35 protein-coding genes, 6 pseudogenes and 1 riboswitch are annotated in these 25,152 nt (G+C 34.7%); of the genes and pseudogenes, 37 read left to right on the top strand and 4 right to left on the bottom strand.

The window, feature by feature from the left end; genetic code table 11:
* Positions 1-54 precede the first annotated feature (54 nt).
* From NYE67_RS13835 to NYE67_RS13695, 31 genes and pseudogenes are all read left to right on the top strand, one after another.
* Positions 55-945, top strand: coding sequence for a WXG100 family type VII secretion target (locus NYE67_RS13835; RefSeq protein WP_340730915.1), 891 nt, complete (start codon positions 55-57; stop codon positions 943-945).
* A 12-nt stretch (positions 946-957) separates the two neighbouring features.
* Positions 958-1,446 (top strand): DUF2247 family protein, encoded by a 489-nt coding sequence (locus tag NYE67_RS13830; protein ID WP_339213328.1) that lies wholly within the window; start codon positions 958-960, stop codon positions 1,444-1,446.
* Between the two features lie 109 nt (positions 1,447-1,555).
* Positions 1,556-2,083, top strand: a pseudogene (locus tag NYE67_RS13825) (T6SS immunity protein Tdi1 domain-containing protein).
* 60 nt (positions 2,084-2,143) lie between these two features.
* Positions 2,144-3,118 carry a hypothetical protein gene (locus tag NYE67_RS13820; protein WP_340730291.1) on the top strand — a complete coding sequence of 325 codons (975 nt, stop codon included), beginning with the start codon at positions 2,144-2,146 and terminating at the stop codon, positions 3,116-3,118.
* Positions 3,119-3,121: 3 nt separating this feature from the next.
* Entirely contained in the window at positions 3,122-3,544 is a 423-nt protein-coding gene (locus tag NYE67_RS13815; protein WP_339213324.1) for a hypothetical protein, read from the top strand.
* Positions 3,545-3,580: 36 nt separating this feature from the next.
* Positions 3,581-3,703 carry a YxiF family protein gene (locus NYE67_RS20815; protein WP_445190571.1) on the top strand — a complete coding sequence of 41 codons (123 nt, stop codon included), beginning with the start codon at positions 3,581-3,583 and terminating at the stop codon, positions 3,701-3,703.
* 460 nt (positions 3,704-4,163) lie between these two features.
* Positions 4,164-4,253: pseudogene (locus NYE67_RS13810) on the top strand (recombinase family protein); the annotation flags it as partial.
* Position 4,254: 1 nt separating this feature from the next.
* A pseudogene (locus NYE67_RS13805) lies at positions 4,255-4,536 on the top strand (SMI1/KNR4 family protein); the annotation flags it as partial.
* A gap of 178 nt (positions 4,537-4,714) precedes the next feature.
* Positions 4,715-4,963: a hypothetical protein gene (locus NYE67_RS13800; protein WP_339213322.1), complete on the top strand. Its 249-nt coding sequence runs from the start codon at positions 4,715-4,717 to the stop codon at positions 4,961-4,963.
* Positions 4,964-5,032: 69 nt separating this feature from the next.
* Positions 5,033-5,221: a hypothetical protein gene (locus NYE67_RS13795; RefSeq protein WP_340728596.1), complete on the top strand. Its 189-nt coding sequence runs from the start codon at positions 5,033-5,035 to the stop codon at positions 5,219-5,221.
* Between the two features lie 96 nt (positions 5,222-5,317).
* Positions 5,318-5,743 (top strand): SMI1/KNR4 family protein, encoded by a 426-nt coding sequence (locus NYE67_RS13790; protein ID WP_339213318.1) that lies wholly within the window; start codon positions 5,318-5,320, stop codon positions 5,741-5,743.
* 88 nt (positions 5,744-5,831) lie between these two features.
* Positions 5,832-5,957: pseudogene (locus NYE67_RS13785) on the top strand (polymorphic toxin type 15 domain-containing protein); the annotation flags it as partial.
* A gap of 12 nt (positions 5,958-5,969) precedes the next feature.
* Entirely contained in the window at positions 5,970-6,512 is a 543-nt protein-coding gene (locus tag NYE67_RS13780; RefSeq protein WP_339213316.1) for a T6SS immunity protein Tdi1 domain-containing protein, read from the top strand.
* A gap of 165 nt (positions 6,513-6,677) precedes the next feature.
* A complete protein-coding gene (locus NYE67_RS13775) occupies positions 6,678-7,136 on the top strand; it encodes a toxin (RefSeq protein ID WP_340728594.1) in 459 nt (152 codons plus the stop codon).
* Between the two features lie 13 nt (positions 7,137-7,149).
* Entirely contained in the window at positions 7,150-7,470 is a 321-nt protein-coding gene (locus NYE67_RS13770) for a DUF6572 domain-containing protein (protein WP_339213312.1), read from the top strand.
* Between the two features lie 134 nt (positions 7,471-7,604).
* The gene (locus tag NYE67_RS13765) at positions 7,605-7,979 is read left to right on the top strand and encodes a YwqJ-related putative deaminase (protein WP_340728593.1); all 375 of its coding nucleotides are present in this window, start codon (positions 7,605-7,607) and stop codon (positions 7,977-7,979) included.
* Positions 7,963-8,424, top strand: coding sequence for a toxin-antitoxin system YwqK family antitoxin (locus NYE67_RS13760; RefSeq protein ID WP_340730290.1), 462 nt, complete (start codon positions 7,963-7,965; stop codon positions 8,422-8,424). Before NYE67_RS13765 ends, NYE67_RS13760 begins: the two co-directional genes overlap by 17 nt.
* The gene (locus NYE67_RS13755) at positions 8,421-9,137 is read left to right on the top strand and encodes an endonuclease V (RefSeq protein ID WP_340728591.1); all 717 of its coding nucleotides are present in this window, start codon (positions 8,421-8,423) and stop codon (positions 9,135-9,137) included. The genes NYE67_RS13760 and NYE67_RS13755 overlap by 4 nt, the downstream gene beginning before the upstream one ends.
* 237 nt (positions 9,138-9,374) lie before the next feature.
* Complete coding sequence (locus tag NYE67_RS13750; RefSeq protein WP_340730289.1) at positions 9,375-9,602, top strand: hypothetical protein; 228 nt, start codon at positions 9,375-9,377, stop codon at positions 9,600-9,602.
* Positions 9,590-9,880 (top strand): hypothetical protein, encoded by a 291-nt coding sequence (locus NYE67_RS13745; protein WP_340728589.1) that lies wholly within the window; start codon positions 9,590-9,592, stop codon positions 9,878-9,880. Before NYE67_RS13750 ends, NYE67_RS13745 begins: the two co-directional genes overlap by 13 nt.
* Positions 9,881-9,906: 26 nt before the next feature.
* On the top strand, positions 9,907-10,122 hold the full coding sequence (locus NYE67_RS20810) for a hypothetical protein (protein ID WP_445683386.1): 216 nt from the start codon (positions 9,907-9,909) through the stop codon (positions 10,120-10,122).
* A 64-nt stretch (positions 10,123-10,186) separates the two neighbouring features.
* Entirely contained in the window at positions 10,187-10,393 is a 207-nt protein-coding gene (locus NYE67_RS13740; protein WP_339213304.1) for a hypothetical protein, read from the top strand.
* A 119-nt stretch (positions 10,394-10,512) separates the two neighbouring features.
* Positions 10,513-10,929 (top strand): immunity 70 family protein, encoded by a 417-nt coding sequence (locus NYE67_RS13735; RefSeq protein ID WP_339213302.1) that lies wholly within the window; start codon positions 10,513-10,515, stop codon positions 10,927-10,929.
* A 114-nt stretch (positions 10,930-11,043) separates the two neighbouring features.
* Positions 11,044-11,162 (top strand): annotated as a pseudogene (locus NYE67_RS13730) (hypothetical protein); the annotation flags it as partial.
* 11 nt (positions 11,163-11,173) lie between these two features.
* Complete coding sequence (locus NYE67_RS13725) at positions 11,174-11,749, top strand: suppressor of fused domain protein (protein WP_340730288.1); 576 nt, start codon at positions 11,174-11,176, stop codon at positions 11,747-11,749.
* 182 nt (positions 11,750-11,931) lie between these two features.
* A pseudogene (locus NYE67_RS13720) lies at positions 11,932-12,456 on the top strand (polymorphic toxin type 15 domain-containing protein); the annotation flags it as partial.
* A 27-nt stretch (positions 12,457-12,483) separates the two neighbouring features.
* On the top strand, positions 12,484-13,038 hold the full coding sequence (locus NYE67_RS13715) for a T6SS immunity protein Tdi1 domain-containing protein (RefSeq protein ID WP_339262605.1): 555 nt from the start codon (positions 12,484-12,486) through the stop codon (positions 13,036-13,038).
* Between the two features lie 183 nt (positions 13,039-13,221).
* Positions 13,222-13,641: a hypothetical protein gene (locus tag NYE67_RS13710; protein ID WP_340730287.1), complete on the top strand. Its 420-nt coding sequence runs from the start codon at positions 13,222-13,224 to the stop codon at positions 13,639-13,641.
* Positions 13,642-13,815: 174 nt separating this feature from the next.
* Positions 13,816-14,262: a toxin-antitoxin system YwqK family antitoxin gene (locus NYE67_RS13705; protein ID WP_340730286.1), complete on the top strand. Its 447-nt coding sequence runs from the start codon at positions 13,816-13,818 to the stop codon at positions 14,260-14,262.
* A 262-nt stretch (positions 14,263-14,524) separates the two neighbouring features.
* On the top strand, positions 14,525-14,842 hold the full coding sequence (locus NYE67_RS13700) for a hypothetical protein (RefSeq protein ID WP_340730285.1): 318 nt from the start codon (positions 14,525-14,527) through the stop codon (positions 14,840-14,842).
* Between the two features lie 197 nt (positions 14,843-15,039).
* On the top strand, positions 15,040-15,576 hold the full coding sequence (locus NYE67_RS13695; protein WP_340730284.1) for a hypothetical protein: 537 nt from the start codon (positions 15,040-15,042) through the stop codon (positions 15,574-15,576).
* A gap of 394 nt (positions 15,577-15,970) precedes the next feature.
* Here the strand turns inward: NYE67_RS13695 and NYE67_RS13690 are convergent, their stop codons facing one another.
* Positions 15,971-16,600 (bottom strand): hypothetical protein, encoded by a 630-nt coding sequence (locus NYE67_RS13690; RefSeq protein ID WP_014823221.1) that lies wholly within the window; start codon positions 16,598-16,600, stop codon positions 15,971-15,973.
* Between the two features lie 195 nt (positions 16,601-16,795).
* On the opposite strand from NYE67_RS13690, the gene NYE67_RS13685 reads away from it, so the two are divergent.
* Positions 16,796-17,986: a M14 family metallopeptidase gene (locus NYE67_RS13685; protein WP_339213277.1), complete on the top strand. Its 1,191-nt coding sequence runs from the start codon at positions 16,796-16,798 to the stop codon at positions 17,984-17,986.
* A 45-nt stretch (positions 17,987-18,031) separates the two neighbouring features.
* On the opposite strand, the gene NYE67_RS13680 is transcribed toward NYE67_RS13685, so the two are convergent.
* Positions 18,032-18,313 (bottom strand): hypothetical protein, encoded by a 282-nt coding sequence (locus tag NYE67_RS13680; protein WP_191700419.1) that lies wholly within the window; start codon positions 18,311-18,313, stop codon positions 18,032-18,034.
* 182 nt (positions 18,314-18,495) lie between these two features.
* On the opposite strand from NYE67_RS13680, the gene NYE67_RS13675 reads away from it, so the two are divergent.
* A complete protein-coding gene (locus tag NYE67_RS13675) occupies positions 18,496-18,648 on the top strand; it encodes a YpzG family protein (protein ID WP_191700418.1) in 153 nt (50 codons plus the stop codon).
* A gap of 67 nt (positions 18,649-18,715) precedes the next feature.
* On the opposite strand, the gene NYE67_RS13670 is transcribed toward NYE67_RS13675, so the two are convergent.
* A complete protein-coding gene (locus tag NYE67_RS13670; protein WP_339213274.1) occupies positions 18,716-18,889 on the bottom strand; it encodes a hypothetical protein in 174 nt (57 codons plus the stop codon).
* Positions 18,890-19,033: 144 nt separating this feature from the next.
* Here NYE67_RS13670 and NYE67_RS13665 point away from each other — a divergent pair, with 144 nt between their 5' ends.
* Entirely contained in the window at positions 19,034-19,237 is a 204-nt protein-coding gene (locus NYE67_RS13665; protein ID WP_191700416.1) for a hypothetical protein, read from the top strand.
* A gap of 74 nt (positions 19,238-19,311) precedes the next feature.
* Here NYE67_RS13665 and NYE67_RS13660 read toward each other — a convergent pair whose 3' ends face one another.
* Entirely contained in the window at positions 19,312-19,752 is a 441-nt protein-coding gene (locus NYE67_RS13660) for a cell wall hydrolase (RefSeq protein ID WP_191700415.1), read from the bottom strand.
* 170 nt (positions 19,753-19,922) lie between these two features.
* On the opposite strand from NYE67_RS13660, the gene NYE67_RS13655 reads away from it, so the two are divergent.
* The 3 genes from NYE67_RS13655 to NYE67_RS13645 all read left to right on the top strand — a co-directional run bounded on the left by NYE67_RS13655 (position 19,923) and on the right by NYE67_RS13645 (position 24,922).
* On the top strand, positions 19,923-21,212 hold the full coding sequence (locus NYE67_RS13655; protein WP_340728789.1) for a glycoside hydrolase family 18 protein: 1,290 nt from the start codon (positions 19,923-19,925) through the stop codon (positions 21,210-21,212).
* 168 nt (positions 21,213-21,380) lie between these two features.
* Positions 21,381-21,479: riboswitch (TPP riboswitch) on the top strand.
* 88 nt (positions 21,480-21,567) lie between these two features.
* The gene (gene thiD / locus NYE67_RS13650; protein WP_340730283.1) at positions 21,568-22,380 is read left to right on the top strand and encodes a bifunctional hydroxymethylpyrimidine kinase/phosphomethylpyrimidine kinase; all 813 of its coding nucleotides are present in this window, start codon (positions 21,568-21,570) and stop codon (positions 22,378-22,380) included.
* Positions 22,381-22,558: 178 nt separating this feature from the next.
* Positions 22,559-24,922, top strand: coding sequence for a bifunctional 2',3'-cyclic-nucleotide 2'-phosphodiesterase/3'-nucleotidase (locus NYE67_RS13645; protein ID WP_340730282.1), 2,364 nt, complete (start codon positions 22,559-22,561; stop codon positions 24,920-24,922).
* Positions 24,923-25,152: the final 230 nt, after the last annotated feature.

Genomic DNA, 25,152 nt, shown 5'->3' with positions numbered 1-25,152 from the left:
AGTCAGAATCCGTTAATGATTACATTGGCTTATCGTACGCAATCGTTGGATCAAGTGATTAATATGAATCCACTATTTAATCCTGGAGGAATCGGAGGAGCGAATCCATATACCCTCCCTGGTCTTTATCAAAATGGTCAGCAGCCTTTAGGTACTTTCGGGCTAAGCGGTGCGATGGTTTCAACAAATTTCGTTTCATTTATGAAGCAACAAAATAAAAAAGTCGCAAAAGAGCTTTCCACTACAGCCACAACAGTAGATAATGTGAAAGAAGAGGAGAATGGTTTTCTTAATTTCCTCGGAGACGTCGGAAGTGGCGCTACAAAAGTCGGAAAAGGTTTGTTGGATTTCTTAATATTGGACGATGTGAACACGCTCGCTGATAAAAATGCTTCGGGCCTTGATAAAGGTATTGCGTTAGCATCCTTCATCCCGATAGGAAAAGTTTTGAAAATCCCGAAAGCAATTGATAAAATTGTAGATAGTAACGTGGACGAGGTTGTTAAAAAGAGTGAAGTTGATGAGGTTGTTGGGAAGGGTACAGTTGGTCAAGAAGTCAGCAAAGTTAATTCTAAAGTAATAGAAGAACTTGAAGGATCGGTTTTAGATGGAAAACGAGTTGGAAGTGGGAAGAAGGTTGACGAATTAAAGCCAGTTTGGGGAAGAGATGAAAAAGGGAAACCTATTATAGTGAGGGAATTCCCCCATGTAGCAAAGGAACATGGTTTTTCTGATGTTATCGATAATTATTCAAGATTTGCAAAGGAGTTTCCATTAGTTGGTGGGGACCAAGTTGAGAGGGAACTATATCAAATAATAGGAAGTAATAATGGAAAAAAAGGTGTGTTTGAATGGATTGTAGAGCCAAACGGTAATGTGACCCACAGGAGGTTCATAGAAAATGGAGAAATAACTGGTAAACCAAATCAAATTCCAAAAAAGTAGGTTATGAGAAATATGAACTTAACAGATTTAAAAAATAGAAATATTAAATATGATTGGAAAACTATTTTTGTAGGAATCAATGAAAATTACTTCAGTAAAAAGGCTATTTCTGACTATGCGGTAGAGTTGATGGAAAATGGTGATGATAATGAGTTTGTTAATGAACTTGCATGGGGAATATCTATTGAAGATTTAAATAAAGTGATGTTGGAGATAAAGGACATTTATTTCCCACAATTAGATGAAAATAGCGCATTTTTAATAGCTGAGAATAGAAAACTTCGATTTGTTTGTTTATCTAAAATAAAAGAAGAGTGTAAAGAAGATAATGAATTATTAAATAAAATAGCCGAGTTTTATGAAAGTCATCATTATCCAGAAGATATGGTGAGTTTCATAAATTATATGCCTCAAGAAGTCCCAACTACAATAGCAGATATGGTAAAAAGGTTTGAAGAATTTTTAAAATTAGAGAAAGATTTAGTTAGCTCATATTCTTGAAATTTAAATATGGAAGAATTTTCGTTTTCAAGGTGCACTTAAAGCATTTTGTTTGTTTCCTTGGAGTAAAAATTTATTAGTTTAAGGAGTTTAAACGGAAAAATATTTAATAGATTTTAAATCGTATAAAAAAGTTCCGAGTGAAATGATTATAAAATATACGAAACTGGTACCAAATGAAATTATAGATTTATGGAGTAATTATGGATTTGGTACATTTATGCAAGGGTATTTTAAAAGTGTAAATCCAGAGGAATTTAAAGAAATTTAGGGGGAGAGCAGTCAAGGATACAAGGATTCAGTTGTGTTGTTTGCTACAGGTATGGGTGATCTAGTTATTTGGTCAGATGGATATGTTAGACTACTTAATTACAGGTATGGTGTGGTAAAGACAATTATGTTTACATTTGAATTTTTCTTTCAAAATATTAATGACTTGGAATTTAAAGATGAAGATTTGTCTTGGCAACCTTATCCCGAAGCTCTTAAACAATATGGTGAGTTGGATTATGATGAGTGCTTTGGCTACACCCCTCTATTAGGTTTAGGTGGAGCAGAAAAAGTAGAGAATTTAAAAAAAGTCAAATTGAAGGAACATATTCTTATTACTACTGAATTTATGGGTCCAGTTCAGTAATGTACAGGAAATATGGTTAGAGTTAACTATGAGCACTTGATTGTCTATATTAGGCGACGAGTGCTTTTTTATGTTTTCAATATTCATACCGATGTTAACTTCCCGGCAGAACAATGGCAGTCATTCGCTAGCCAGAATCCGTTAATGATTGCACTGGCAAGTCGTACGCAATCGTTGGATCAAGTGATTAATATGAATCCACTATTTAATCCTGGAGGAATCGGAGGAGCGAATCCGTATACCCTCCCTGGTCTTTATCAAAACGGTCAACAGCCTTTAGATACTTTCGGTCTGAGTGGTGCGATGGTATCTACGAATTTTGTATCATTTATGAAGCAAAAAGAAAAAGAAGTCGCAAAAGAGCTTTCCGCTACAGCCACAAAAGTAGATGATGTGAAAGATGAGGGGAATGGTTTTCTTAATTTCCTAGGAGACGTCGGAAGTGGCGCTACCAAAATCGGAAAAGGTTTATTGGATTTCTTACTATTGGACGATGTGAACACGCTCACTGATAAAAATGCTTCGGGTCTTGATAAAGGAATTGCGTTAGCATCCTTCATTCCAGTAGGAAAAGTTTTGAAAATCCCGAAAGCAATTGATAAGATTGTAGATAGTAACGTGGGTGAGGTTGTTAAGAAGAATGATGTAGATGAGGTTGTTGGTAAGGGTACGGGTAATATCGGAAATAAGACCAGAGATCAGGCCAGACATACTGCTCAAAATCTACTGAAAAATGGAGAAGTTAGTATGTCTAATCTGGAATCAATGATTCCTTCGAATATTCCAAATTCATTTAAACCAACCGATACTATTACTGATGGTGCAAAGTATGAATTTACACTTGCCGATGGACAAAAGGCTATAATTAGATGGCATTCTCCAGACCCTGTAGCGGCAAGCAAATATCCAGGATCAGCATCAGGTTCAAGATGGACTGCACAGATAAAAATCGGAAATAAACAGCTAAAATCAGATGGAACATGGACAAAAAATCAATCTTTAAATGAGGTTCATATCCCGATAGAAGGGAAATAAAATATGGATATAAATGAAATTAAGAATCTACCTGATAGAATACCAAGTGAAACACTAATATCATTGTTTCAAAATGTATTAGATCAATTTAGAAATAATAAAATTGAAAAAAATGATTTTTTATTAATACTTAATCAACTTACAGACAGGCAAGTTATGACATACGAGTTATTAAGAAGTGATATAAGAAATGATATTGATAGAACTCTCTCTAAATTATGGAATACAGATTCCTATGATGAAGTAGATATTATTCTTTCTATTGTAGTAAATCTCGGTCTAGAAATTTGCTTTAATAAAATAAAAGAATCACTGGAACAGTATAAGGATATAGATAAATCAATCCTAGATGAAATACAGGAAACAATAGATGAAGTAGGCGAGAATATCTCTAATCCGTATTATAGTTTGGAAAAATTTAAATAGTCTGTTACGTTTTTTAGAGAAAATAAAATAGAAGCAGTGTTGGTTAATGTTAATGAAGTATTTAGTCACTTAAATGAAATTATTGAGTTAACAAAGTTTTCAGTTAGATATGGAGATTTTCTCCTAATTGCAGAAGATTTTAATTTTGGTTTGTATTGAACGAACGGAATATTTTTATGAGTTAAGTGTTTGGGGACTTTCATAAGGAAAAATATGAGAACCTTGATTGGCGCAAATGCCTTTCAAGGTTTTTTACTTTAATTTATACTAAATCAGCTGATATTTGAGTGAGACAATAAGAAAATGATTCGTTTGAGAATCGAGAGCTCATGATGGTAGTACCATCAAGGCGTTTTATTTTAATACATGGCTAGGAAGAAGTGTGATAATTTGGTGAGATGACATTTTACATAGCATGGGTAGTTATGACAAGGATTGGATAACAAACTAACGAGAACGACAAAGCTTGTGACGATAAACAATGGGTAAAGTGAAAGAGAGTTGTTTTATTGCCTTTGCATTTTGGGTTGTATTTTTACTAAAGACGGTCGTATAATACTCGCTATTCGTTAAAAAAGCGTTACCAAAATTACAATTTATTTAACGGGAGGGTGAAAAGTTGAACGTTGTTGGGTATATACGAATCTCAACTCAAGGGCAGCCAAGAGATGGATTTAGCTTGAAATATCAAGAAGAGGAAATTAAAGCACGTAGATATTTTAGGAGTGGCTAAGTCTAATATTGCTACTGTTGTTATAGAAACGAAGCGTTATAGGGATTTAGGAATGAGTGAGAATTTAGTAGTTATTGAAGATATAGATGAATATGCTTATTGTTTGGATACAAGCAATGTGGAGAATAATAATGAATGCCCAGTAATAGCGTGGAATAAGCAAGGAGGCCTTGATGACTATAATTCGGCAGAAAATTTTTATGAGTTTTTATCACAAAGGTTATTTGATGCAAAAGAAGCTTGGGAAGAAGATTTTTAAGATAGATAATTAGCAAGAATTATAAATGAAATTAAAGAAAATCAAAAACTCTTGTTGGTTGTACCATCAAGAAATTATATAACAAGAATAAAAAAAGCTATGAAAATTATAGTGGGGGAAGAAGAGAAATAAGGTTAATTTTTATAAACAAGTTGGAGTACAGCTACTTTATGAATTTATGGATTCAGTTAACTATGAGCACTTGATAGTCTATATTAGGCGACGAGTGCTTTTTTATGTTTTCAATATTCATACCGATGTTAACTTCCCGGCAGAACAATGGCAATCATTCGCTAGTCAGAATCCGTTAATGATTGCACTGGCCTATCGTACGCAATCGTTGGATCAAGTAATTAATATGAATCCACTATTAAATTTTGGAGGAATCGGAGGAGCGAATCCATACACACTCCCTGGTCTTTATTAAAATAGTCAGCAGCCTTTAGGTACTTTCGGTCTCAGCGGTGCGATGGTTTCAACAAATTTCGTTTCATTTATGAAGCAAAAAGAAAAAGAAGTCGCAAAAGAGCTTTCCGCTACAGCCACAACAGTAGATAATGTGAAAGATGAGGGGAATGGTTTTCTTAATTTCCTAGGAGACGTCGGAAGTGGCGCTACAAAAGTCGGAAAAGGTTTGTTGGATTTTTTAATATTGGAACAGTTAAAGTTAGTGGAAAGGAAGTAGATGTATCCAGAAGAGTTTACTAAATTGAGATTGATAAAAATTATGTACCTAATAATCCGAAGGCACTAGGAAAGTCGAATAGGAGTGAGTTAATTTATGGATGAAAGAATTATAAAGATGATCGAAAATTATGGTGAAGAAGATGATTTTTTTGGAGAAATATCAGAAGAATATATTAATAAGGCTGAAGAAAAACTTAAAGTTAAATTCCCTCTAAGTTATCGCAATTTTATAAAAAAATATGGTTCGGGAGGAATATGTGGAGTTGAGCTTGAAGGTGTTCAGGGTAATTTAGGAGCATCTGTAGTTGATGCAACAGAGAGATGGAGAAAATTAGGGTTGGGCATGAACTTAATTGTTTTAGAGGACTCGGGAGAATTTGCTAGATGTATGTATTGTGCAGATATTAATGATGACAGAATATATAGTTTGGAAAGGGGAGGGATAGATTTACACCCGCGATATAATACATTTGATGACTATTTAATAGACATATTTCAAGAAGGAATTGATAATTGGTAAAAAACAATAAGGTTAATCCGGGGGATACTTATGAATCAATTAACGGACCAGAACAAACTCATAAGTTTAATGCAGTAGTAGTAACGCCCCTTCAATAGGTTCCCAATGGAGATATAGAATTGATATTGTTGATGAACAAATAAGGGGAATGGCAAAAAATATGCCACCTGAGCAACTAAAAAGTACCTATTTAAATGTTAAACTGACATACTAAGGAGATTTTTTTATGGAGAAAACATTAAATGATTTTAAGACACACAGTAAAGTTCCTAAAGAAATAATAGAAAAATATAAAAACCTTGTTCCAAAAGAAATAATAGACTTGTGGCAGGAATATGGATTTGGAACATTTATGCAAGGATATTTTAAAAGTGTTAACCCAGAAGAGTACATTGATATTTTACAAGAGTGTAGTCAAAGATATAAGGATTCTATAGTGTTATTTGCTACTGGTATGGGAGATTTAGTATTATGGGCTGACGGTTATGTAAGATTGCTTAATTTTAGATATGGAGTACTTAAAACAGTTATGCCAAACTTTTTGTATTTTTTCAAAAGTGTGGATTCAGAAAAATTTCGGAATGAGTATTTAAAGTGGAAACCATATCCTGAAGCTGTGGATCATTGGGGAGAACTATTTTATGAAGATTGCTTCGGTTATACCCCTCTATTAGGTTTAGGTGGAGCAGAAAAAGTAGAGAATCTAAAAAAAGTCAAAATGAAGGAGCATATTCTTATTATTACTGAATTTATGGGACCAATTCAGTAATATTCGGGAGTATGTTATAGAATTAACAATAAACACTTGATTACCTAATTTGGAATCAGGTGTTTTAATCTTTCCTTAGTAATTTCTATTTTTGGTACATTTGCAAATGCTTCGGGTCTTGATAAAGGGATTGCGTTAGCGTCCTTCATTCCAGTAGGAAAAGTTTTGAAAATCCCGAAAGCGATTGATAAAATTGTTGATAGTAACGTGGGTGAGGTTGTTAAGAAGAGTGATGTAGATGAGGTTGTTGGTAAGCCTAGGGGTGAAGATGTTGAGCGTCGTAAGAAGGCTGATATATTAGCTCAGAATCGGGCGAAAGGAAGAGCTTTTGAAGAAGCACAATTACTAGAGTTTGAGAAAACTGCAGATTATATAGTAGAACAAGTAACTATAAAAACAAATCAAGGGACAAAAATTAGAGTTGATGCAATAGGTACTGATAAATCCACTGGTAATATAGTAATTCAAGAATATAAATCATCAACTACAGCACCATTAACTAAAAATCAAGTAAAAGGATTCCCTGAACTACAAAGTGGTGGGGGCAACGTAGTAGGAAAAGGAAACTTTAAAGGTGGTACTCCTATATCTCCTACAAAAGTTGAGATTATCAGACCGGATTAGAGAGGAGAACATTATGTCTATATTAGAAACTAATAAGATTGATGCTATGGGTATCAGCAAGGACGGAGAAGGCTTGATATTGATGCTTGCAGATCATTTGGATTGGAAAAATGAATCGGAACATTTAACTCTTTTGCAAGATAAAATTAATGCATATATAGGCTTTATTGAATCAAATCAGTATTCAGATAACTATCCAGACAGAGTTTTTGAATATTATGTTATTGATGTAAGGTTTAAATATAAAGCAACCGAGAATTACTTAAAATTTTTCGAGGTGATTAATACTCAATTAAGAGAGTATAATATTCAATTGGTAAATAGTGACGTTTAAAATGGATGGAGCAAGAGGCATGAGCAAAAATCAAAAGAACCAAGAACACGAGAAAATCATATTGACTAATATAAAGCATGAGGCGAAAAAACAAAATTTTAAAATAATATCTAATTGTATTTATAAAAAGATAGATGGGGCCTGCGGTAGCTGGAACTTTTGATAAAACAACAGGTAAGTATTACTTTGGAATCAATAATACTTCAGGTAAGATTCCAGAAGAGTTACACCATTTAATAGAACAACGGATTATCAATATGCCAAAAAATATTAAAGAAGGATATACATTTACGTATGGGGCAGGATCTCACGCGGAAGTTTACTCATTAAATCAAGCGGTACTTGCAAACCCACAAGCGAGTACTTCAAATTTTATCACCCATGTAGTACGGTCTGGTAAAAAATTAAAATCGGCAGCTATGATGATGCCAACCTGTCCACATTGTAATTTTATTACTGAAGGATTTGAATCTAGTTCAGAGGTGAAAAAGATTGGAAAATCAAATTGATATATTAAGTAAAGAATATGTTATGGAACATGGGACTAACTTTGACGAAGAGTTATGGTTTACATCCTACAGTGATGAAGTTTTAGATAATCCTGAGGATGAGAATGGGAAACCTTTTACCGGTTTAGCTTATGAATTATATGATAATGGTAACTTGATATACTATACAAATTATGTAAAAGGTTTTATAGAGGGAGAGTTAATAGAGTTTTATAAAAATGGCAATTTAAAATCAGAGAAAAATTTAATTCATGGACAAAGTAATGGTACCGAAAGAATCTGGTATGAAAGTGGAGAATTAAAATTTGAAAGAGAATATAAATTTGGTATAGCTTTTCATTATATAGAATGGGATACTGAAGGTCGTATCATAAAACAAAAACTTTCTCCTACAGAAACAGATTTAAAAGTGATTGAATCTTTTTTTAAAAGTGATACTCAATGAAAAAGGTAGATTTAAATAATATGAAATTGATAAATGAATTAACCAATATTCAGAATGAATTGTTACCCAAAGTAAATCTTGAGAATAGCTTTGACGTTAATGAAATCAAAACCATTGCGGGAGTAGATCTAGCTTATTGGGATGTAAATAACACGACGTATGGTACATGCTGTATTGTTATGATTGATTATTCTACAAAGGAAGTTGTCGAAAAAGTATATAGTTATGGAGAAATAAATGTTCCTTATATTTCAGGCTTCCTCGCTTTTCGTGAGTTGCCTTTAGTACTTGAAGCTGCGAAGAAATTATCTAATGAACCTGATTTATATATGTTTGATGGAAATGGGTATTTACATTATCGTCATATGGGAATTGCTACTCATGCTTCAATGTATTTAAAGAAACCAACAATTGGTGTGGCAAAAAGTTATCTTAAAATCCAAGGTGTAGACTCGATTATGCCAAAAAATATAAAAGGATCTTATACCAATATTGTAATTAATAATGAAATATATGGTCGAACTTTAAGAACAACAGAAAATGTAAAACCCATTTTTATTTCCTGTGGGAACTGGATTGACATAGAAACAAGTACTGAAATTGTTCTGAACTGTATTAATAATATGAGTCGTTTACCTATTCCCGTTAGATTAGCAGATATAGAAACCCATAAAATTAGAAAACAATTAATAGAGAATGATTTGGGAGGATAATCTCTATATACAATAAGACATAATGACTAATAAATAATATTTCAGCTAATAAAGTGTTTTCATAGTAATTAACAAGGAAAACAAATAGATTTTTAAGCACTTGAGTGTCTAATTTAGGCGACATGTGCTTTTTTGTTTTCAATATTCCTGGCGAGTGTTAACTTCCAGGTAGAATGCTGGCAATCCTTCTCACCCCGGAATCCGTTAATGATTGCACTGGCCTAACGTATGCAATCGTTGGATCAATTGATTAATATGAATCCATTATTAAATCTTGGAGGAATCGGTGGAGCGAATCCGTATACCCTCCCTGGTCTTTATCAAAATGGTCAGCAGCCTTTAGTTACTTTCGGTCTCAGCGGTGCGATGGTTTCAACAAATTTCGTTTCATTTATGAAGCAAAAAGAAAAAGAAATCGCAAAAGAGCTTTCCGCTACAGCCCCAACAGTAGATTGGACGATGTGAACACGCTCGCTGATAAAGATGCATCATTACTAGATAAAGGAATTGCCGGAGCATCCTTCCTCCCAATAGGAAAAGTTTTGAAAATTCCGAAAGTATTTGGTATGAAGCAACGAAATAAAAAAGTCGTAAAAGAGCTTTCAGCTACAGTCCCAACAGTAGATGATGTGAAAGAAGAGAGGAATGGTTTTCTTAATTCCTTAGGAGATATCGGAAGTGGCACTACAAAAGTCGAAAAAATTTTGTTCGATTTCTTAAAACTTCTTGGAAAAAGGCTTTAGAATCAGGCAAAACAGTTGAAGTTAAAATTGAACCTATTTATAAAGTTAATTCTTCCCGTCCTTCAAAATTTGAAGTTGAATACAAAATTAATAGCAAGAAGTATGAAGTTAATTTAAGCAATTATAATAGAGGTGTTAAATTTAGAGACAAAACAGATGGAAATTGGACTAAAAGGGATAATGAGAATTTGATTAAAGGGGAAGTTCCAATCAAATATATTAAGGTTACGTCAAAGGAGTGAGAATTTTGAAACTATACTTTTTAAATGAGTTTTAGGAGATATATGCAATATTAGTGTTGAGGGAATGTGGATTAATGCTCAGATTAACCCTTCGAAAAATATCGACAAATTCAACGATTTTTTTGCAGCGATTGTTGATGAGGAAAAAGATTTTAATGAAAATATTTTTAACGAAGAATGGTTAAATGATAGTAATTGGCATATTATCGATAATAAAAATAGGAAAAAGGGTATATACATACCTGCAGTTTATCCTGGTAGGGGAAATTAACTGGAGGTGGAGATAATTTATAGATAGAATAAAACATACTTTGAGTGGTTTTACGCCTTTTTTGTTTAACGGAGTAAGACTAAAAGAAATACATTATCAAGATTAGAGGTGAAATATAGATGACAGTAGGAATATTAGTAGATTGTTTTTATTACGAATTAGGTCATAGCGATTTTGTACATTCTTTCTTTTCAACAATCTCATATCATTTAGAAAAAGAAGGATGGGGGACAAAATACCCTTTAATTATGAATGAGTTGTATAATGACACACTAAATTGGGATGATGTTTCTGTTGCAAAATCTAATTTAAATGAAATTGAACAGAAATTATCAAAACACTCTCAAGAACATGTTATATGGGATATTGATGATTTATCACAAGAACCTCCGTGGGGGGATAAAATAAGTTCCAAAGTAACTAATCTTGCGAACTATTATGCAACAACGGATGGGAAAACATTCTTTGAAGTGATACGAACAGCGATGGATATGGCAGAAGAAGATAAATGTGATTTGAAAATTCATAAACTATAATTTTTTTAAACCATGGGACGCTATCCCATGATTATTTTATGATACGGAGTGTCGAATACATCACTCTTTATTCTGATAGTAAAGCTAAACTTTATAAGCCCTATTTGAGGCTAAGAGTTTCTAGATGAACACAATAATCCAGACCATTGCCGACCTGAATTACCATCTTCAAGCCATAAAAGTAAAGACTGATCGACGATTATTTCAGAGATAAAAATTGTAAAGATGGATAAGGAGGTTTACTTTGAGTATTTCTAATGAGAATAAAATAATTGCAAAGACAGCTCTACATGCTTTTGGGGGTAAAACTTGTGTCTCAAAATACTGGGACGAAAATAATGTCAGTAACATTGATATGCTTTCAACGGTTAATAGACCCTTTGACGGTGTATCATCATACTCAACTATTGGACTATCTGACCATTCAATTGAATTGACTGTTGAAAAAACGCCTTTGCGAATAGAAATAGTTGGCGCAATAGCAACAGGTTATAAGCAATATCCTAATATATTGGCAAGCTGTGCATTTTGTATTATTAACTCAAAATTTTCAGTTTCCCATGGTTCAGTATTTCGAGATATAATAAAGATGTATTATCCCAATACTGAAATGAAACATGTGTTATTTGTGTCACCTTTCTTGTGGGAAGATTTAAATACAATTGAATTTCCAAACAAAAAAGTGGCTTGGCTGCTAGCTGTTCCAATATCTGAGAATGAATATCTATTTGCTCAAGAAAAAGGAACAGAAACATTAGAAGAATTATTTGAACAGGAAGAAATAGATATCTTTGATTTAAGAAGAGAATCAATATTGTAATTTTCTAGTTTATTGACCTTGATTGACTACATTGTCTTTCAAGGTTTTTATATTTTTTTACCCAATATTTGAATCGAAAATTCCTAAGACGATTATTTGGATATTCTAGAGAGATAGGAAAAGTTTTGAAAATCCCGAAAGCGATTGATAAAATTGTTGATAGTAACGTGGGTGAGGTTGTTATGAAGAGTGATTTGGATGAGGGTGTTGGTAAGGGGAATATAAAGCATTTACCAAGAATAAAAGAAGTTGAAGTTAATTTTAAAAGAAATGATAAACATGACTCCGAAGAATTTGCAAGACAATTGAAAGACCAAGAAAAAGGTATGAATGAACTTACGGTTGATGAGTATTTGAAAAATCGTGAGAAGTATATTGAACAAGGGCGTGCAATTGAAGGTAACGCTGCCCAACAAGCAGCTCGAGAAAAAGCATTAAATAAAAAGATAGAAGAATTGTTCGAAAATGGTATGTCGTGGGAAGAAGCGGAGAAAAATGCAAGTAGTTGGTTGAAATCGCAAGCAGCCTTCCATAATCCTGACCAAATAGCTGGAGGTAAACCGATAAATATTGGAGGTATGGGAGATAAAAGAATAAATTCATCAATTGGATCACAATGGAAGTATAGAATTGATATTGTCGATGAACAAATAGGTGAACTAACTAAATCATTGACATCTGATCAGCGAAAGAATACTTATTTAAATGTTAAGCTTACACAGGAGGTTAACAATTTGAGCTTATTTAAAGATTTTAAAAAAGTAAGTGAAGTTGAGGAATATACAATTAATAAATATAAGAATATGGTCCCAGAAGCTTTAATTGAAGTATGGAAATCATATGGGTATGGTACAATTATGAATGGATACTTAAAAATAATAAACCCTGATGAATTCAGCTCTTTAGTAAATGAGTCTTATTTAAGAAGTAAAGGGACAATACCTATTTTCAGTACATCCATGGGTGATCTAATACTTTTTGAAAAGGATGAAAATCAAGAATCCTATATTGTAACAATAAACTACCGAAAAGGTAAAACAAAAGTTGTAGCTTCAAAATACTCCTTGTTTCTAAGATTTTTAGAGGAAGAGGCTTTTAGACAGAAGGCTTTAGATTGGCTTCCTTATCCAGAAGCAATAGAAAAATATAATGAACCAGAGTATGATGACTGCTTTGGCTATACACCTTTGCTAGGTTTAGGTGGAGCAGAAAAAGTAGAGAATCTAAAAAAAGTCAAATTGAAGGAACATATTCGTATTATTACTGAATTTATGGGTCCAGTGCAGTAATGTACAGGAAATATGGTTAGAGTTAACTATGAGCACTTGATTGTCTATATTAGGCGACGAGTGCTTTTTTATGTTTTCAATATTCATACCGATGTTAACTTCCCGGCAGAACAATGGAAGTCATTCGCTAGTCAGAATCCGTTAATGATTGAACTGGCCTATCGAACGCAATCGTTGGATTAAGTGATTAATATGAATCCACTATTAAATCTTGGAGGAATCGGAGGAGCGAATCCGTACACACTCCCTGGTCTTTATCAAAATAGTCAGCAGCCTTTAGGTACTTTCGGTCTCAGCGGCGAAATGGTTTCAACAAATTTCGTTTCATTTATGAAGCAAAAAGAAAAAGAAGTCGCAAAAGAGCTTTCCGCTACAGCTACAACAGTAGATAATGTGAAAGATGAGGGGAATGGTTTTCTTAATTTCCTAGGAGACGTCGGAAATGGCGCTACAAAAGTCAGAAAAGGCTTGTTGGATTTCTTACTATTGGACGATGTGAACACGCTAGCTGATAAAAATGCTTTGGGTCTTGATAAAGGAATTGCGTTAGCATCCTTCATCTCAATAGGAAAAGTTTTTGAAAATCCCGAAAGCGATCGATAAAATTGTAGATAGTAAAGTGGGGGAGGTTGTTGATAAGGGTACGGGTAATAATTGAATAGATTATTTACGTAATAAAATAAATATGGGGAATTTACTCCAGAAGAATTGAATTAAAGGATTAATTTACGCGGTGAAACACTTAAGGATTTGAAATAATCACGGAGGTTTTAAAAAATGTTAAATGATATATTAACGAAAGAATATATAATACAGAACGGAGTAGAGTTTGAAAATCATTTAGGTTACGGGGGACCTTATAATTTAGGTATAGTAGAGTATACTGATGATAACAAAGAAAAATTGTTTACGGGCATAGCTTACGATATTTATGAAAATGGAAATATAGAGAGTTATTTCTATGTAGAAAATGGTGTTAAACAAGGTAAGTATGTGGAGTTTTTTCTGAATGGTAATATAAAATTAATAGGGAATATGGATAAAAGCTCTGCAGACGGCTATCAGGTTGAGTTTTATGAAAACGGGGCTAAAAAGTATGAGTCTGAATGTATTGCCGGACGTGAGATGACATTTAAAAAGTACGACGTTGAGGGAAATATTATGGAACAAAAAACAGAACCAAGTGAATCCGATTTACTGTATGCCAAAAAGTACAGTAAGTAACCTTAATATTGCCCTCCCTGGTCTTTATAAAACGGTCAACAACCTTTAAGTAATTTTGGTCTCAGCGGCCAGTTAGATGGCTCTCGAAAAGATGCACGAAATTTAGTCACACTTTATCAGACACCTGTAAACTCAACTGTTATGAGAGATTTTGAGAGTTCTGTCCGAGTAGTTATTGAAAAAGGTGTAGTTACTAATTATAAATGAATCAGGCGATGTTATTACAGTTATACCGAAATAATCAATAAAAGGATGAAGACGAATGTCTATAAAGTATGATGAATACGATCTATTAGAACTTTTTCAAAGTGAGCCGGTTAGTATATCAGGTAATATAGTCGATGGAGAATTAATTTATACTTACAAAGATGACCAAAATTTCAAGGTGATTTTAACCTTAGAAGTATATCAACAAACGAGTAGTCTAAGTATTACATTTAATGATTCTATAGTATTTACAGGGGATTTAAATAATGTAACAAGTATAAAAAAAGATGACAAAGTTATGGTAATACATGTGGGGGAAGAAGAAAAATTAAAAGTTAAATTTTATAAACAAGTTGGAGTGGAGTTACTTTAAAAATGTCATATTGTATTTCTAATTGATAAATTTGTTCGCGAAGTAGTGTATCGGCGAAATTTAAGAAGAATATTAAAAGTTGAAATCAATAAAAGTGTTGGCAAACAACCAAGCAATTTATTTAATTTTATACGTCTTAGATAGAATGAATAGATGCATGCCGAAAATGGACGAATCAATAGACGGAGTTGAAACACATGTTATTAGTACCTAAAGCACTTGAGAATATTATTGTAGGGATATTAATTAATAATCATTTCAAATGGTATGTTTCCAAAAAAGATATTTGGTTTTTAGATAGAAAAAAACTAGAAGAGGCATATAAAAAGAAATTTAAAGAAATGGGAATTGCATATACTGGTCCATTTATCGAAGAAGATGATGAAAGGAAAGGCATAGATATATTAGATGAGGATTCATATGCAGAATTTGCGCCAAGAATGGCAAAGTATGCTGTTTCAGCAAAAGAATTAAGAGAAAGGCTTAAGTTAAATTTACTTACTGAAACGAAAGAGGACACTTTTTATAGTTTTATGCCTTCTTTATTCGTAAATTTCGATAAAAGAGAGCTGTACTCTCTTTATTCAGAACCAGCTTCCTACGAGGATTTTGTACCTGAAAATTGGACAGGACGCTACGAAGATTTTTTATCATACATAGATAGAGCAGAAAAGTACTGGTATGATGAAAATGAGATTGTCCTATTAAATTTTGAGGGAGGCAGTTGCAATTGACTGCTTCTTTTTTGTTATCCATAATTATTCGGACGGAAAAATGAGCACCGGTAAAAGGGTAAGTAAAACAAAAGCCGAATTCGCTAAGAAAGCGAATTCGGCTTATTTGTGCACAACAATAGCTGCCTGGTGGAGCCACAGACGGTCATGAATCGGCATACCTAAACCATACTCCAGGATTTGAATGAGCTTTATCATTTGAACATTGAGCTTTAAAAGTTAAGAGCTTTGAATTTTGATATTTCAGCTTTGACCTTTATACTTTGAACTTTTCTATTAAAAATTCATCTATTAATTGTAGGTTGAGTGACTGTTTGGTTGTTTCAACTCGCACACAGTCAAAGCACGAGCGCCGATCCGTTTACTGTTTTCGCTACGCTATGCAAATTATTAGTTAGATCTCAATAAATGTTGTGGCATTTGATTCTGATAATACAGCGTCTACTTCTGACTCAAATTCCTCGATTTTCGCTGCAAGCTCGTCAATGGTTTTCTTTACTTGCATCGGGTCGATCAATTCATATTCATTGCGCTTCATAAAAGTATCAGTATGAAGCTTCACTTCGTCTGAGGATGATTGCTTTTCCTTGCTGCCCAAAATATTAATAAGGTAATTTTCAAGCTTTTCTGGAAGGGCCTCATTCGCAGCTGTTACTTCGTCGATTGCTTCAAAATATTGGCGGCGTAGATGATTCAGTAAATCCTTCTCATATGCAATTGATTGTTTACGTTCAATTGCTTCAGCCACTGTCATTTCATTTGCTCCAATTTTAACGATTGTTTTAGCATTTGATTCAACAACGAGTGCTTTTAGTTTATTGCGGTATTGAATAAGACTAGTGACTTTGTCATACGAACCTTGCATTTCTTTTTTGTATTCATCAATTGACATGCCTTCAATTTTTTCGTTGCTTTTTCGGTTTGCTCGAGCCAGCACTACGCGGTACGTAGCCGATTGGATCCGTTCACCAAGCATTTTTAACTCAGATAGTGCACGATGCAGCGATATTCTTTTCGTCTCCATGATGAACCTCCATACAATAAAAATTTAGTAGATTCTACTATAACATAATGCTGCTCTCAATTTCACTATATAGGGAAATATTAGGGGATACAGAAAGCGATTGAAGGTAATAAACCATTTTCTCGAACCGTGTTAATAATCATTCCCCACATTCATATACTTTTCTATTGATTATTTTATAGAGGGAGGAGCTTTGTGGAGGTTTTTGTTAGACCGGGTGATTCTTTTTGGTATTATAGCCAAGTTTTTAATCTTCCGTATCAGCTAATTATTGATTCAAATCGTAATTTAAATGCACAGGCGCTAATCCCGAACCAACCTGTCCAGATTCCCGGCTATGTAACAAATCCATATACTATTCAACGGGGAGATAGCATTTGGTCGATTGCACAAAGAATTAATTTGCCGATGGATGCAATTTTTCTGCTCAATCCAGGAATCAATCCATATGCGATTCAAGTAGGTACTCAATTATTATTACCTATTCGTATAACATGGCGTGTTGTAAATGGTAAACAAAATTATGATTACAGCACGATGGTACAGGATATTCGTACATTGCAGGCAATCTATCCATTCCTAGTAAATGAGCCGATTGGAAATTCTGTATTAGAAAAAGAAATTCCAGGACTCACAATTGGAAAAGGGCAGAAACGTGTTCATTATAATGCATCATTTCATGCGAATGAGTGGATTACAACAGCGATTGTCATGACGTTTCTAAATGATTACCTATTGTCGCTTACGAATAATGGTTCCATAAGAGGGCTTTATACATTGCCATTATATAATCAAACAAGTTTAAATATCGTGCCAATGGTAAATCCGGATGGAGTGGATTTAGTACTGAACGGACCTCCGGAAGATGCAACAATCCACAATAATTTAATCGAATGGAATGGGGGGAGTACAGATTTCTCTGGTTGGAAAGCAAACATTAATGGGGTTGATTTGAATGACCAGTTTCCTGCTGAATGGGAACTGGAAAGAGAAAGAAATCCGAAAACACCAGGTCCACGCGATTATGGTGGGGAAAGTCCGCTATCTCAACCAGAGTCCATTGCAATGGCCGAGCTAACGGTTGAACGGGATTTTGCTCGTGTGTTGGCTTTTCATACACAAGGGCAAGTTATTTTTTGGGGATTCATGGGATTGGAGCCTCCTGAAACAGAACAGCTTGTCAACGAGTTTGCCAGGGTTAGTGGATATGAGCCGATACAGACAATCGAAAGCTATGCTGGTTATAAAGATTGGTTTATTCAAGACTGGCGTCGCCCAGGTTTTACAGTAGAACTAGGTCTTGGAACGAACCCTTTACCAATCAGCCAGTTTGGTGAAATTTATGAAGAAGCATTAGGGATTTTCTTAAGTGCACTTTATATGTAAATGAAATCCCCCCGTTACCACTTGTGATGGAACGGGGGGATACTTTTATGAATTTAAGTTTTCATCAATTTCCAGGATGTTTTGCTTTAGTTCATCTAGTTTGGATTTATTTTGCTCAACAATATCCATATGTTCCTGTTTTTGTTCTGCATTGGCAAGTGCATTTTCGGTACGCTCCAATGAATTGAATGCATGTTCTACTGCAAATTCTTCTGGGTGGGACATTGCCTGTTTTACTGCTCGCTCTGTTCTTTCAACTGAGTTGGATAGTAAACTAATCGGGTGATTTTGTTTCCAGCTAGGTGTGCCTGAACTTTTTTTAGCCACTGTTCCTCATCCTTTCCGTCTTCGGGACTGTTTTCACTGTTAGTATTGATCCTGACGAGTAATCCATCCGTCAAAAAAATTGCCAGTAAATGAATTCAAAAAGGACTTTGCTTTAAGAATAAATGAAGTAATTCGTACCATACTAATTTGGATTTCACTTTAAACATAGGGAGGCGGAACGAATGAGCAAAAAGGGTGCATTAGATCCGAAATCTCAAAAAATCCACCAAAACTGGACAAGAAATAAGCATCAGAAATCTCAGGTTAATGGTCAAACAGAGGTTACTCTGCAAAACCAAATATTGAGAATTAATGCGAAAGCTAAACAGTTCTAACCTTTGTTAAGAAGTAAATCAGGCCTTCACCAACAGTAGTATTCTGTTGTGAAGGTCCTTTTACTTTTTACTTATAATTTTTTGCAGCGTTACTTTTACCCTTTTCTACAAGGCGATGTAGTTCATTTAATTCATTTGCGATTTCTTCTCTCATTTTGTTTGGAGCAATTTTTTCATTCTTAGGTGTTTGAGGTAACGACCTCTTATTAGTTCCTTTGCTTGTGCTGTCGTCTCTGCCCATTTCGTATTCTCCTTTCGATTGGATTCCTTCTTAATATGGCATGAGATCAGTTTTTTATCACAAAAAGTAAGGAAGTAAACGAAGATGGAAAAAGGCATAAAACCCCCAATACTGAGCACATTAAATCAGTAGGAGGTGGAGAAAATGAGCAAAAACAACAAAAAGACATTGAATGAAAGAACACATAATCCTTTTGCTACTTATAAAGAACTGCATCATAACAAAACAAGTCATGATCGAAATCCAGAAGACAATGTAGCTGAATTTGCAGAAGAATTTGATTCCAAACTAAAAAATAAAAACAATAAAACAAATCATGACAAAAATCAGCAGTCCAACAAAAAATAGTTAATCTTGATTTTCTTTTCAAATAAAAAAGAGCCTTAATTAAAGGCTCTTTAATAATATGGAGAAAGGTAAAACTATCCCATATATACACTTTCACATGTTCCGGCTACAGGCTCGTAAAAACAATGTTGTTTAAATTGCCCTGTAAATGGTTGCCCATACCATGTAGGAGGACATTCCCCTGAAGGATTAAAATACCAGAGGGCATATTTTGCTGGATGGTCTCTCCAAAAATCTAATGTTTGCCTTGCCAAACGTTGTTCAGTAGGTCTTGCGCGCTGATAAAACATATTTCCTTTTTGAACTGCTTCAAAAGAATAGTTATTTCCCTGAACTTGAAAAATAACCTGCTCTACTGTTCTGACGTCTCTAAAGTCTAAACAATCCGCAACAACTCGATTTACAATTACATTCCCAACATATAACATCCCTTGCTTGCCTTCACCTTCAGCCTCAGCTCGCATCATTCTTGCCATCAAATCGACATCTGCATCGCGGTACTTAACTCTTGGCATTTTTTCACCTCACATTTATAGTATGAAAAAGTTTGCTACGTTGCGCATATCTTAATTAGTTTTGTATAAAAATTATTTCAAAAAGTGCTCTTATTCATTTATGACTTTTTCTCTCGCATTAATAGAGCATTAAGTTCATAAATTAGTATATAGAAAAAGGAGGACCGACAATTCAAATTCATGTTGTACAGCCAGGAGAATCGCTATGGGGAATTGCGCAAGCTTATGGAACGACGATACAGAATATTGTAGATGCCAATCAAATTCCTGAGCCTAATCGCTTAGTTGTAGGGCAAGCGCTTGTGGTTCCAGTAAATGGTCAATATTATATTGTTCAACCAGGGGATAGCTTATGGTCAATAGGACAACGTTTTAACGTGAATTATTTGACACTTGCACAAGTAAATGGTTTATCTCCTAACGCGTTATTAATGATAGGAACACGTTTATATATTCCACCCGCTGCGAAAACATCTGCTGAAATTTTTGCTTATGTTGAACCAAGAGGCGACGAAGTAAGTGAGCTACTAGTAAATCAAGTTCGTGAAACGAGTCCCTATTTAACGTATTTAGCCCTATTCAGCTATGAAGCAGGACGGGATGGTTCATTAAAGGCACCAGTAATTGAACCATTACCTAGTTTGGCGGCAGAAAATAATGCGAGTATTGCAATGGCGATAACGAATTTAGAAGATTATCAGTTCAGTAGTGAGCTAGCACGTGATATTTTTCAAAGTAAAGCAGTACAAAACTTACTTTTTGACAATATTATTGCAGAAGCAAAAAGAATTGGGAATGTTTCGGATATCCATTTTGATTTTGAGAGAATACCAGGTGACCAAAGGGAAGCCTATAATAATTTCTTGAGAAGCGCGGTAGAGCGTATGCATGCTGAAGGTTATACAGTTTCCACAGCACTGGCGCCAAAATCGAGTGCGAATCAGCCAGGTGAATGGACGGTCGGTCATGATTATAGAGCTCATGGGGAAATAGTAGATTTTGTTATGCTAATGACATATGAGTGGGGGTATTCAGCAGGACCTCCTCTGGCTGTCTCCCCGCTCCCTCAAGTTGAACAAGTAGTTCAATATGCTTTAACGGAAATTCCGGCAAATAAAATTTTACTTGGGCAAAATTTGTATGGGTATGATTGGACGTTACCTTTTGTGCAAGGGGGAGAATATGCAGAAGCATTAAGTCCACAGCGTGCAATTGAAATAGCCAAACGTTATAATGCAGCCATTCAATATGACTATACCGCACAGGCACCTTACTTTAACTATTATGATGAGCAAGGACGTTCACATATTGTATGGTTTGAAGATGCACGTTCCATTCAGGCAAAATTTAATCTAGTAAAAAGACTGAATTTACGGGGTGTCGGTTACTGGAAACTTGGTTTACCTTTCCCCCAAAACTGGCAACTTATCGGTTCAAACTTTAATGTCGTTAAGAAATAAAATAGGAATAAATAAAAACTCAGATGAAATGCTTATAGCTCATCTGAGTTTTTATAAGTGATGTGGCAATTTACAATTGTACTTCGCATTAGAAAGTATATTATGAATCTGAAAATTTACCATTTACTTGCTATGTAAATTTTATTCTGATACACTCGACGTAATTAAATGCATTTGCAGGGGGACACATTTGTGTTGAGAAGGTTAAAACCTGACCCTTAGAACCTGACCGTTAATACGGACGTAGGGAGCAAAGTACAATTATACATATGTACTTACTAAGACCCCGCGTATTTTACGTGGGGTCTTTCTTTTGCAGTGTCACTTAATAATATTTTTATTAGGAGTGGTAAAAATGATTGCATGTACTATAGCAGGATCCGATAGTGGGGGCGGGGCTGGCATCCAAGCTGATTTAAAAACCTTTCAAGAGCTTCGAGTATTCGGTACATCAGTGATTACAGCTTTAACGGCTCAAAATACAAAAGGGGTGCATGGAATCTATCCTGCTACTGCTGATTTTGTAAAGGATCAATTAAATGCAGTAATCGATGATTTTGATTTAAAAGCTGTTAAAACAGGTATGCTGTTTAATGCAGAGATCGTAGAAACAATTGTCTCGGTATTGGAATCTAAAGAAATACCACTTATTGTAGATCCAGTAATGATTGCAAAAGGCGGTGCTAGCTTACTGAAAGAGCAAGCAACAATAGCTTTAAAGGAAAAACTACTTCCGGTTGCTACGGTTTGTACACCGAATATACCCGAAGCAGAAGTATTGACCGGGCTAACGATCAAAACCGAGGAGGAAATAGAGCTTGCAGGGGAATATTTATTAAATTTAGGTATGCAATGTGTAGTGATAAAAGGTGGTCATTTAGCGGGTAAGCATGCGATTGACACGGTGTTTATTCGAGGGGAAAAGCCTTTTAAAATGAAAACAGAAAGACTGAAAACAATTCATACACATGGAACAGGATGTACATTTTCAGCAGCAATTACTGCAGAAATTGCGAAGGGGAAGCCATTAAAAACAGCGATCATTGAAGCAAAAAAGTTTGTCCAATTAGCAATTCGTTACCCACTGAATATTGGTCATGGATTTGGTCCTACAAACCATTTTGCCTACCAGGAGCACCGAGGAATTTTCGATGTGCAAGTAATTTAATTAATTTATTGAGTAAATTGTACCCGTTTCTTGAAGTGAATAGCTTGTGGCATTTTTTTAACTCTCAAAAAGTACTACTTGCCTAGATATAGTAATGTATCAATTTGCTCTTTTCTACTATTCTGGCAATTTAGTATGATGGACTTGTTGAACAATTTAGATAATAGGAGTGAAAAAAATGTGGAAAAAACTTTCTGCTTCGGCCCTTACATTAACACTTTTAACTAGTGGAATGGCTGGGGTATCAGCGGCATCTACTTCCAACAATGAAGAAATGACACGCGGAGATTTTGTGAAGGCAGTCATTGATGCATTAGGGGTAGAAGTAGGTTCTGGACAATCCGTTAAATTTAAGGACGTACCCGATTCACTGAAGCCATATATTGAAAAGGCTGTGGAACTAAAGTTAATTAAAGGTAAAACACCGACACAATTTGCACCAAATGAAAAATTGACACGCACACATGCCTTCCTTATTGCAGCTAGGGGTATACAGGATGAAAAACAATATTCCGAAAATGTATTAAATCAATTTAAAGATGCGAATAAAATTGGATCTGGGAATCGTCAAGAGATGGCAAAGGCAGTAGAGTTAGGCTTATTAACAGGCTATGAAGACGGGACGATCAAACCGAATGAGTTTGTCACGAAAATGCAAATGCAAAAGATTCTGCAGCGGTTTTTAGCGGAATATAACCCAGTTGAAGCAAATACGACCGTGGCATTGCGCATTTTAGGTACGACGGATATTCATACTAATATTATGAACTATGATTATTATAAAGATGCGCCAACGAATAGTTTAGGCTTGGCAAAAACTGCGCTGCTCATCGAAAAAGCCCGTGAGGAAAACCCGAATACGGTATTATTTGATAATGGAGATGCCATTCAAGGAACGCCTCTTGGCTCTTACATTCAATCCGTGAAAAAATTAAAAGAAGGAGAAGTCCATCCTTCTATTGCATCAATGATTGCGCTAGATTATGATGCAGCGACTTATGGCAATCATGAATTTAATTACGGTTTAGAATTTATTGATGAAGTAACAGATGATGCACCATTCCCGTATGTTAATGCGAATGTACGAAATGCTTTAACTAAGAAAATAATGTATGAACCGTATGTCATGATTGAAAAAGAAGTACTTGATTCTACAGGAAAAAGTACGATGATTAAAATTGGTGTAACAGGCATTGTCCCTCCACAAATTTTAAAATGGGATAAAGCAAATTTAGAAGGAAAAGTAACGGTAGATGATTCTGTAGAAGCGGTAAAAACAATCGTTCCAGAGATGAAGAAAGCTGGCGCGGATGTAGTAGTTGTACTGTCGCACTCAGGTATGGGTGATGATACACATGAAATCGGTGAGGAAGATGTATCCTATCTATTAACAAAAATCAGCGATGTAGATGCGGTTATAACAGGACATGCCCATGATGTATTCCCAGGAAAAGTAGATAGCACTTTACCGAATGTGGATATTGATAATGGAACAATGAACGGTGTACCTATCGTAATGGCAGGTAAATTTGGTAGCCATCTAGGAGTAATTGATTTAGAGCTTGAGAAAAAAGCTGAGTCTTGGGATGTGATTTCAGGAAAAGGTGCCGTGCGTGAAATTGCAAAAGATAATGAAAATGTAAGCAGTGCAGTTGTGGAAAGCGTAAAAGAAGCCCATGAAGGGACAATTGATTATGTGCGTCAGGCAGTAGGAACAACTACAGCAAATATACATAGTTATTTCTCACAAGTGCAGGATGACCCTTCCATTCAAATCGTAACAAATGCCCAAGCGATTTATGTAAAAGATAAAATTAAAGGAACACCATTTGAAAGTCTACCTGTATTATCAGCGGGTGCGCCATTTAAAGCAGGAACGAGAAGTGATCCAGAGTACTACACATTCGTACCAAAAGGTGAGTTGGCAATTAAGAATGTTGCAGACCTATATTTATATGACAATACATTAGCTATGTTAAAAGTGACAGGTGCTGATGTGAAAGAATGGCTTGAAATGTCTGCTGGTCAATTCCACCAAATCGATATAAATAAAGAAGATGAACAACAACTAATTAATGCTGAGTACAGATCATATAACTATGATGTCATTGATGGCGTCACTTATGAAATTGATGTAACACAACCAGCCAAATATGATGCTAGTGGAAATATAGTTAATGAAAAGGCTTCCCGCATTGTAAACTTACAATATGATGGAAAGCCGATCGATTTATCACAGGAGTTCATTGTAGCGACAAATAACTATCGTGCGAATGGAACATTCCCAGGTGTACGAAACGCGACTGCAGTTGAAGTATATCCAGATGAAAACCGTCAAGCAATTATCGACTATATTTTAGCTGAAAAAACAATTGATCCAAGTGCAGATGGTAACTGGAAATTTGCTGCGTTTCCAGAAAACGTGAAAGTGGTATTTGAATCGTCGAAAAAAGCAGTCGATGTGTTAGATGAAAATAGTAAAATTCATTATATTGGTGAAGGTACAGATGGTTTTGGTAAATATGGATTAAAAAATAACTAAAAATTTTAATAGTAGAAGTTCCTCACACAAAGAGAAACTTCTGCTTTTTTGTTTATGGGTGTATAGAATCGGAGAATTAGAATTTTGTCAACACCATATGGAATGAAAGTTTCGGAGTTAGTGGTAACTATTGGTCAACTTTTATATCACAAAACACCATTTTAATAGCATTCGTAATTCGCAATGGGTATCGTACCAAATTATAGGTGAAAAAATTTAATAAAAAGTAT

Origin of the sequence: Solibacillus sp. FSL W8-0474 (assembly GCF_038004065.1) — a bacterium.
In the GTDB taxonomy this organism is placed as follows: Bacteria; Bacillota; Bacilli; order Bacillales_A; family Planococcaceae; genus Solibacillus; species Solibacillus faecavium.
This window is presented reverse-complemented; position numbering and strand designations above follow the sequence as displayed.

Coding starts and splice junctions, on each gene's coding strand:
- NYE67_RS13830 (WP_339213328.1), top strand. CDS start 958: ATGAACTTAACAGATTTAAAAAATAGAAATATTAAATATGATTGGAAA.
- NYE67_RS13815 (WP_339213324.1), top strand. CDS start 3,122: ATGGATATAAATGAAATTAAGAATCTACCTGATAGAATACCAAGTGAA.
- NYE67_RS13800 (WP_339213322.1), top strand. CDS start 4,715: ATGGATTCAGTTAACTATGAGCACTTGATAGTCTATATTAGGCGACGA.
- NYE67_RS13795 (WP_340728596.1), top strand. CDS start 5,033: ATGAAGCAAAAAGAAAAAGAAGTCGCAAAAGAGCTTTCCGCTACAGCC.
- NYE67_RS13790 (WP_339213318.1), top strand. CDS start 5,318: ATGGATGAAAGAATTATAAAGATGATCGAAAATTATGGTGAAGAAGAT.
- NYE67_RS13780 (WP_339213316.1), top strand. CDS start 5,970: ATGGAGAAAACATTAAATGATTTTAAGACACACAGTAAAGTTCCTAAA.
- NYE67_RS13770 (WP_339213312.1), top strand. CDS start 7,150: ATGTCTATATTAGAAACTAATAAGATTGATGCTATGGGTATCAGCAAG.
- NYE67_RS13765 (WP_340728593.1), top strand. CDS start 7,605: ATGGGGCCTGCGGTAGCTGGAACTTTTGATAAAACAACAGGTAAGTAT.
- NYE67_RS13755 (WP_340728591.1), top strand. CDS start 8,421: ATGAAAAAGGTAGATTTAAATAATATGAAATTGATAAATGAATTAACC.
- NYE67_RS13740 (WP_339213304.1), top strand. CDS start 10,187: ATGTGGATTAATGCTCAGATTAACCCTTCGAAAAATATCGACAAATTC.
- NYE67_RS13735 (WP_339213302.1), top strand. CDS start 10,513: ATGACAGTAGGAATATTAGTAGATTGTTTTTATTACGAATTAGGTCAT.
- NYE67_RS13705 (WP_340730286.1), top strand. CDS start 13,816: ATGTTAAATGATATATTAACGAAAGAATATATAATACAGAACGGAGTA.
- NYE67_RS13700 (WP_340730285.1), top strand. CDS start 14,525: ATGTCTATAAAGTATGATGAATACGATCTATTAGAACTTTTTCAAAGT.
- NYE67_RS13695 (WP_340730284.1), top strand. CDS start 15,040: ATGTTATTAGTACCTAAAGCACTTGAGAATATTATTGTAGGGATATTA.
- NYE67_RS13690 (WP_014823221.1), bottom strand. CDS start 16,600: ATGGAGACGAAAAGAATATCGCTGCATCGTGCACTATCTGAGTTAAAA.
- NYE67_RS13675 (WP_191700418.1), top strand. CDS start 18,496: ATGAGCAAAAAGGGTGCATTAGATCCGAAATCTCAAAAAATCCACCAA.
- NYE67_RS13670 (WP_339213274.1), bottom strand. CDS start 18,889: ATGGGCAGAGACGACAGCACAAGCAAAGGAACTAATAAGAGGTCGTTA.
- NYE67_RS13665 (WP_191700416.1), top strand. CDS start 19,034: ATGAGCAAAAACAACAAAAAGACATTGAATGAAAGAACACATAATCCT.
- NYE67_RS13660 (WP_191700415.1), bottom strand. CDS start 19,752: ATGCCAAGAGTTAAGTACCGCGATGCAGATGTCGATTTGATGGCAAGA.
- thiD (WP_340730283.1), top strand. CDS start 21,568: ATGATTGCATGTACTATAGCAGGATCCGATAGTGGGGGCGGGGCTGGC.
- NYE67_RS13645 (WP_340730282.1), top strand. CDS start 22,559: ATGTGGAAAAAACTTTCTGCTTCGGCCCTTACATTAACACTTTTAACT.